This is a genomic window from Bacteroidota bacterium, from assembly GCA_018816945.1.
In the GTDB taxonomy this organism is placed as follows: domain Bacteria; phylum Bacteroidota; class Bacteroidia; order Bacteroidales.
Genome location: JAHIVC010000061.1, coordinates 1 through 5345, shown reverse-complemented (window position 1 = coordinate 5345; position 5345 = coordinate 1). Strand labels below are relative to the sequence as shown.

Sequence of the window (5345 nt, the reverse complement as noted above, 5' to 3'; positions counted from 1 at the left end):
CCCGGATCTGGGTCACGCTCCCCGGGGTGGAAGAGACTTCCGGGTGAAACACCGTCTGGATGGAATCGATCACCATGACATCATAATGCTGTTTTTCCACCATGGAAAGGATGGCATCCAGATCTGTTTCCGCCACAATAAAAAGGGAATCGCTGCCTGAATCCAGCCGTTTTCCCCGCATGGAAAGCTGCAGCACCGACTCTTCCCCGGATACATAGAGACATTTTTTATTTGCTTTGGCAAGGGTGGCCAGCACCTGGAGCATGAGGGTGGATTTGCCGATACCCGGGTCCCCCCCGATGAGAATAAGAGATCCGTCCACAATACCGCCGCCCAGAACCCGGTCAAACTCGGAAATACCGGTCATCAGGCGATTGTTTTCCGTGACCTCCACGGAATTTATGGACACGGGCGTAGAAGAGGGGATCATTCGGGCCTTGCCCGACCCGGCACCAAGAATCTTCTCCTCGACCAGGGTATCCCAGGAACCGCATTCCGGGCACCGCCCCATCCATTTGGGAGTCTGACACCCGCAAGACTGGCACAAGAATGTAAATTTCTCTTTTTTCTTCAAAAAAAGTCTCTTTTCCAATTAAAATTACATAAATCGAAGAAATATATCATTTTAAGGAGCGGGTATCAAGATGCGAGATTTTTTTCCAACAATTCCCGGTGGGTGAATATGAATCTGCCCTGTTTTCAGACGGAAATGTATTTCTCCATATACGTTTATTTTTTGGATTTGGCTAACAGAAATAATTCTTGAATAAACTTGTCCGTTATGCAAAGGAACCCTTAACAAAAGTCGTGTAATTATTTATTTAAAAAAGGCACATGATGAATTTGAAACTATGATAGAAAGAGTTGCAGGTATAGAAAAATGGGCGGTTGATATACAATGTTATTAAACGATGGATTATTTTATTCCGAGTGCCTTCTATAAAGGAATATTACTAAATGACTATGATTTCATTACCTTTACCAGTCAATATTCTACATACTCAGCCTCAAACATTAGAGTTTGATAAAATAGCAACCTTTATTGGCGGCAATGGTTCAGGTAAATCAACCATTTTAAAGTCAATTTTTGATGAAAAGCTAAATGGTACGAGTTACCAAAACTACAAAATTGTTTGCTTTTCCTCGGGCCAAAATGAAAGCTATTCAAATAACTTTAGTGAATACTTAAACACTGAACGAGCAAAAAAGAAGGCTTTAAACTTGGATTGCTTTTACTACGACAAATTATGGTCGATGTTGCTTATTTTCTTAGCGACGGCAAGTAATCATGAAGGGTTAGTGCGGACTTTTCTGAAACAAAATAATTATGTCATTGAAAATGAATTTGACGAAGATAAATCGACCAAACTTTCATTCAATGTAAAAGTAGATAAAAGTTATACAAATCTTGTAAAACAAGCGTTAGAGGACGAAGCAAAAGGTGAATCTGATATTATCACCAACAAAGCTTACCACCGGACCTTGCATAATTTTATTAATTCACTGATTACTGATGGTTATAAATTTGAAAAACCATTAAAGCAACAAAGTATTCAATTAAATCAAGATGTGCTATCTAGTGTGTCGTTTGAAACTGATGAGTATGCTTCATTTGATTCTATGGTTATGTTTTTCACTCAAGCAGCTGACAATGATTATTTTATTATTAAAGACAGCTTTAACTTAACTTTTACGAAAGTTAAAGATGATGAAGAAAATAAAATATTAGGCTTAGAAGAATTGAGTGATGGCGAGTACCAATTATTATTTTTGTATGCCTTGATCGATCTGTTTGACACAAGCAACACCTTGTTCCTATTGGATGAAGCTGATTCACACCTTCATTATAAAAATATTGATAAATTGTGGAATGTTTTTAACAAAACTCAAGGAGCGATAATTACAACAACTCATTTGTTAGATTCAATTGCTAAAGCTGGTCCCAATAATTTGAGGGTTATTGAAAATGGAAAAGTTGATAATACAAATTCACCTTTCAAATTAATTCAACGATTAGAAACTTTGTCAGATTTAGAAGCCGCTCAGTATAAAGTGGTTTCCATGTATAAATATATTGTCGTTATGGATCATGTCCATGATTGGGAAATATTTAAATTACTTGTTAGAAGAAAGCTAATAACCGATGCGGATTCAGAAAAGAGAATTAATAAAAAACTATCAGAATTTATTTGTGTGAGTGTATCTTCTGGCTATAGGGATGATTGCGGTAATATAAACATGTTCGGTGATAATAAAATAAATTGGCTGAAAAATTATGAAAGGGCATTAGAAAAATTACAAAGTAAAGCTGAAAAAGTTTTTATGATATGTGATCGAGATGATTTCCCTATAAGCCTACTGGGTACACCTAAGTGTCGCTTCTTACCGAAAATTAAAAATTTCACACCGAAAAACCCAAAGAACAAAAAGAAAGAGAAAAGTAATATTCTATCTGAAACAGCTTTATTAGCATGGAGACGAAGGGAAATTAAACATTATTTATTATCATTTACGTCTTTAGGGGACGATTGCACAAAAATAAATGAGCATTTACTTGAGGCTAATAGATTAAAGCAAAATGTTAATGGAGACGTGGATATCCGTGGCAAATTTAATGATTCTTTGGCGAGATTAAAATCTAAACCTATCAAAGAACTCGTTGATTCTCGTATTAACGTTGATGGTGAAGGTTTTTGTATTAGAAAAGCACAAACCTATGTAAATACAATGCCTAAAGAAGAAATCAGTGATGATATAATTTATATGTACAACTACTTGGTAGGTGAAAATGAATAATTCCGAAACTAAGTTAATCAATTTAATTGACATTATACGAAAAGATTCAGGTATCAATAATGCTATTGATGCCATGGAACAATTGTCGTTAATTCTTCTTTTAAAATATTTCTATGATATTATTTTAGCAGATGCACCTAAACGAAATGCTATAGGTGATTTTAAAAAATTATTCTACAATTCAAACTGTTTTAATAGTGGAAAAATTGAAACAGATTTCTCTGAATTGAAAAATGTATGGTTTGATATTCGTTCAAATGTGAAGCTTCGTGGTGATGAGTTTTGTGATGATGGATTTGCACGAGATACTTGGAATAAAGTCGAAGACCTTTTAAATAATATATCGTTTAGAATAAGATCCGTAAAAATTCTGGAGATTTTGCTGTCACAGATTGAAGATATCTATTTTAATGAACAATTAGCTGAGGCTTACGACACGTTAGTCGTAAAAATGATAAATGACTCTATTTCGTCTGGGGCTTTTCATTCCCCCAAAGCACTTGTTACTGCTATTGTTAAAGTCATTAAGCCTTCCCTAAGACAATCTATATATGACCCTGCATTGGGAACAGGTAGATTTATTGTAGAAACACATAAGATAGTTTCTAAGCATTCAGAAACTATCTCAAATGAGACTCTTTATACCTTTGGCCGGGATATTTCTCCTTTTGCCTGTTTAGTTGGTTCATTAAATTTATTGCTCAATGGCATTGATATTAAGAATATATCTTTGAGTGATTCACTATTAGACAACGATAATTCATGTTATGACATTGTTTTATCAGGAGTTCCTTTCGGTAAGGCTTCACATATTGATCGATATGAACACGATTACTATGGGTACTCCTCAAATCTTGAGGCAATGTTTTTAAAGCACTCCATGAGAAAGCTTGGTCAAGGTGGTAAAGCAGCGTTAATTGTACCTGATGGTCTTTTGTTTAATCGTACTCATGAATTATTAAACCTCAGGCATACGCTTTTAACTAGGTTTAATTTACATTCCATATTAAGTTTACCTTCGGGCACGTTAGCTCCTTATGCTGGAGTCAAAGTGAGCGTTTTGTTTTTTGAGAATACGGAACCAGAAAATGATATTTGGTTCTACGAACTTAAAACAAACAAGCCTTTAAATAAGACTAACCAAATCAGTGATCATGATTTAGTAGAGTTTATTGAGTTGTTTTCTAAAAGGATTGAGACTGCAAACTCATATTTAGTAAATAAACGAGATATTTTGAATCGGGAAGGCATAAATCTGTCTATAGAACCTCAGAAAAAAGTTAATGAAGTTAGTGACCTTAAAATTTTTGATGAAATAACATTTCTGAAAAAAAAGAAAGAAGAGTTTGATTTGTTGCTGTCTGAATTTATCGATTCATTAAACGAGAGTAAGCAAGCAGAATTTGTGAAAAAATTTACTCTCGGAGAGCTGCTTAAAACGAAAGCTGGTAAGCCTTTAAAGAAAATAGAGATTAATGAAGAAGGCCGTTTTCCTGTTTATGGAGGAAATGGTCTTATAGGTTATTTTAATGAGTATAACCGAGAAGGCGAAAATATAATTATAGGTCGAGTGGGTGCTCAGTGTGGGAATATACATTTTATTAAAGGACCCATCTGGCTTACTAATAACTCGTTTAGTGTCGAAATTAATTCGTCTTTAAAGGTACATTTACCTTATTTAGCTCATGTATTACGAAGTTTAAATTTAAATAAATTGGCCCGAGGTTCTGCACAACCTTCAATTTCTTTTGAAAGAATTAAAGAAGTAGAGATTAGCCTTCCTACTTATGAGCAGCAGGTAGAATTATGTGAATGGTTTGAAGAGATTCTGTTGAAAAATAATAATTTACTTAATTCAATTAAATTACAGGCAGATAAGTATAGTGAGCTAAGTAATTACTCTATTATTAGCAATTGTATCAATGGAAATAATTAACCTATAAAGCGCATCTTAAGAATTATAATGCTGCCCGACCGGATCAACAAAAATTAACCATTATTTTTTTATAAAACATTTAAGGATAAAATAAACGAATGAAAGAATTACAAATACCCGAAGGGATAGAGGGTGATCCAAACGCCATGGAAATGATGCGGGTTTGGATCGGGAACAAAGATATACAAGTGTCCATGTTATTGGGGATGTGGGAAGAAGCCTCAAATTTTGAAATAGACGAAAGAGATGCCTGGGGGGAATTACTGGCGGATTTGATCCGCCATATAGCCAATGGATTAACCCAAAGCCATGATTACAACACAACGGCATCTGAGATGAGAATCGCCAATTCACTCCTGAGCCATCTGGGACATGGTGAAAATACCATCAAGGGAGAAATTCAAGAATAATTTATCACTTGTAGTTTTCTGAAATCTCATTTACATAGGGTCTTTTTTTCACCCATTGCTCTTAAACGGATCACCTTTTTATTGGATACACCCATGCCCTATACCGGGGAACTCATAGCCATTTCAACTGTCTTGTGCTGGACCGTCAGTGTCCAGTTTTTTGAGGCCGCCTCCAAGCGGGTGGGGGCCACGCCGGTCAATAT

4 protein-coding genes are annotated in these 5345 nt (G+C 35.3%); 3 read left to right on the top strand and 1 reads right to left on the bottom strand.

Annotated elements, in window-relative coordinates; genetic code table 11:
• On the bottom strand, positions 1 to 574 hold a 574-nt coding region (locus KKG99_09290), incomplete at its 3' end, for an AAA family ATPase (protein ID MBU1013190.1).
• 383 nt (positions 575 to 957) lie between these two features.
• Between KKG99_09290 and KKG99_09285 the strand changes: the two genes are divergently transcribed.
• The 3 genes from KKG99_09285 (at position 958) to KKG99_09275 (ending at position 5142) form a co-directional block, all read left to right on the top strand.
• Positions 958 to 2796 (top strand): ATP-binding protein, encoded by a 1839-nt coding sequence (locus tag KKG99_09285; GenBank protein MBU1013189.1) that lies wholly within the window; start codon positions 958 to 960, stop codon positions 2794 to 2796.
• Positions 2789 to 4732 carry an N-6 DNA methylase gene (locus KKG99_09280; protein MBU1013188.1) on the top strand — a complete coding sequence of 648 codons (1944 nt, stop codon included), beginning with the start codon at positions 2789 to 2791 and terminating at the stop codon, positions 4730 to 4732. The genes KKG99_09285 and KKG99_09280 overlap by 8 nt, the downstream gene beginning before the upstream one ends.
• A 98-nt stretch (positions 4733 to 4830) precedes the next feature.
• Positions 4831 to 5142: a DUF5076 domain-containing protein gene (locus KKG99_09275; GenBank protein MBU1013187.1), complete on the top strand. Its 312-nt coding sequence runs from the start codon at positions 4831 to 4833 to the stop codon at positions 5140 to 5142.
• Positions 5143 to 5345: the final 203 nt, after the last annotated feature.